The following is a 2,058-nucleotide window of genomic DNA, read 5'->3' as shown; positions in this document are numbered from 1 at the left end:
TAATTTTGCCCCAAATCCCTCTAAAACAGTGATACCAGCCGAAGGGGATAAAATCCACAAACGAGGGGCATTGTCTTCATTGTAGCTCTGATTTTCCCGTTTAGCTTGTCTTTGCAGTTCGGCTAAAATTGTCAAAAGTTTCGCTAAACAATTGCGAATCTCGCTACGATTGGGAGGATTGCGATAGGGTTCAATTAAGACAGTATTAAGGACAATTCTGCCTAATAATCCCAGATAATTGGGGTTGGGTTCGGCATTGGGGGAAAAAAATAAATCTATCTGTCGGGTTTCGTCGCTGACTTCTTTACTGATTTCGACGGTTCCCAAGGGAGAAAGTAATTGTTCAAGGTAATTTTTGGCAAATTGGTCATGGGGTTTCATGGACTGAGCAGTTAATCGATAATTCTCAATTGTATTGATCGATTTTTGAATGGTTTTATAAATTTATGTTAACAAAAATGTCAGATATTTCAGAAATCCCTTGACAAATAAAAATCAGTTTTGTTAACTTACAATTGTCTTCGATAAATTCCCTTGAGCATCATGACATTAGCAACAATTATGAAAAATGGGGGGGGAGAAAGAAAAGCTTATGCAATTCTCTCCTTCAGGTCTTTTCTCTAGTAGCAACTACAGCGATCGGATATACTGCTATAGCGACCAGTGCCACAGCCGAAATTAGTCAGCAAGATCACCTTATTATCGCTCAATTTGCTCCTCGTGGTCGTGAATTTGTTTGTCAGTTTAATGGATCGGGTACTACGATTGCACCTAATATATCAGGGTCTTTTATTCATGATATATATTGCTACATTCCTGCCCAAGGAAGACAATGTGTAGCTGTATATGATGGTATATTTGGATCAGTAACTGGATCTGATTGGAAGCCTTGCGATAACAATAACATGAAGATAGTTACCGATCCGAATACAGGAAAAAAATATTATGAACTTAATTCAGTCCATAAAAGATTTATTTTCTCAAAATAATCTATGAGCTAAAAAATTGACAATAAAAGCGATCGAGTTTTGAGGCTATTTATATCTAACCTCTTTTTCTCTGATCGCTTCACTTGCATCTTCTGGAGTCAAAAGTCGTTGCTGTTTTTCACTAAAGTAAAATATTTGATAATTGGGTGATAATTCCTCTTGTAATTGCCGCCAAATATTGACCCATTCCCTCTCAAAATTGTCTTGACTTACTGCATCAAAAAAATGTGAATCGGCGGGATTGTCCCAATTTATAATTTGATTATAAATCTCTGCCCAATTACTTAACTTCTTTTGGATAGAACTCGATCAAGTCAACTCATCTAAGTTAAGGTTATCAGCAGTTTCCATATTCCAAAGAGGCGAATAGTTATATTCTGCCATTAGCTCAATTTTTCTTTTCATCAAGATGGGTTTGTCAGACAGAAATAATTGAATTTTAACCAGAATCTTGAGGGATTATGATTCAGATTCTAGTTAGATCAATTCTCTACTCTTGCGCCACTTGTCGGACCTGTTCTAAGTCTAAATCCAAAGCTTGAGCGATTTGTTCCACACTTAAACCCAAAGCAAGCAAACGGGGAATAGATTCCAGTTTTCCTTCCTGTCGTCCTTCCCGTTTAGTTGCTTCCTTCCATTCCTGATAGGTTTGAGATAAGGTCATAAACACCTCTCTATCTTCAGTTTCTAGGATGTTATTTATTTCCATACTAACCCGCCAACTAATTAATAATTCCAGGACATTTTCCCGGAAAGCATTACCTTGAGGTAATTCTAACAATTCTCGCACCGCTTGGTTTTGAGTTTTTCCCCGTCCTAATAATCTTATCCAGAGAGTCTCAGCAGTCACAGGCAATTGATTAATAGCGATAATTGCCGTGCGATAAAGCGAGGGAAGAAAATAGACTCCTTCTGGCCAATCTGGGTCTAATTTTGCCCCAAATCCCTCTAAAACAGTGATACCAGCCGAAGGGGATAAAATCCACAAACGAGGGGCATTGTCTTCATTGTAGCTCTGATTTTCCCGTTTAGCTTGTCTTTGCAGTTCGGCTAAAATTGTCAAAAGTTT

At 37.9% G+C, this 2,058-nt stretch carries 3 protein-coding genes and 1 pseudogene; 1 reads left to right on the top strand and 3 read right to left on the bottom strand.

The features are described from left to right. Window positions 1-381: pseudogene (locus O9290_RS00685) on the bottom strand (flagellar assembly protein H); the annotation flags it as partial. 134 nt (window positions 382-515) lie between these two features. Between O9290_RS00685 and O9290_RS00680 the strand changes: the two are divergent. After that, entirely contained in the window at window positions 516-989 is a 474-nt protein-coding gene (locus O9290_RS00680) for a hypothetical protein (protein ID WP_288054722.1), read from the top strand. Between the two features lie 45 nt (window positions 990-1,034). Here the strand turns inward: O9290_RS00680 and O9290_RS28385 are convergent, their stop codons facing one another. Together O9290_RS28385 and O9290_RS00675 are read right to left on the bottom strand one after the other, a co-directional pair. After that, complete coding sequence (locus O9290_RS28385) at window positions 1,035-1,289, bottom strand: immunity protein CdiI family protein (protein WP_502846437.1); 255 nt, start codon at window positions 1,287-1,289, stop codon at window positions 1,035-1,037. A gap of 190 nt (window positions 1,290-1,479) precedes the next feature. Beyond that, window positions 1,480-2,058, bottom strand: a 579-nt coding sequence (locus O9290_RS00675; protein ID WP_288086597.1) for an RpnC/YadD family protein, incomplete at its 5' end; no start/stop codon positions are given.

The sequence above is a fragment of the Microcystis sp. LE19-41.2A genome, assembly GCF_027530405.1.
Lineage (GTDB): Bacteria > Cyanobacteriota > Cyanobacteriia > Cyanobacteriales > Microcystaceae > Microcystis > Microcystis aeruginosa.
This window is presented reverse-complemented; position numbering and strand designations above follow the sequence as displayed.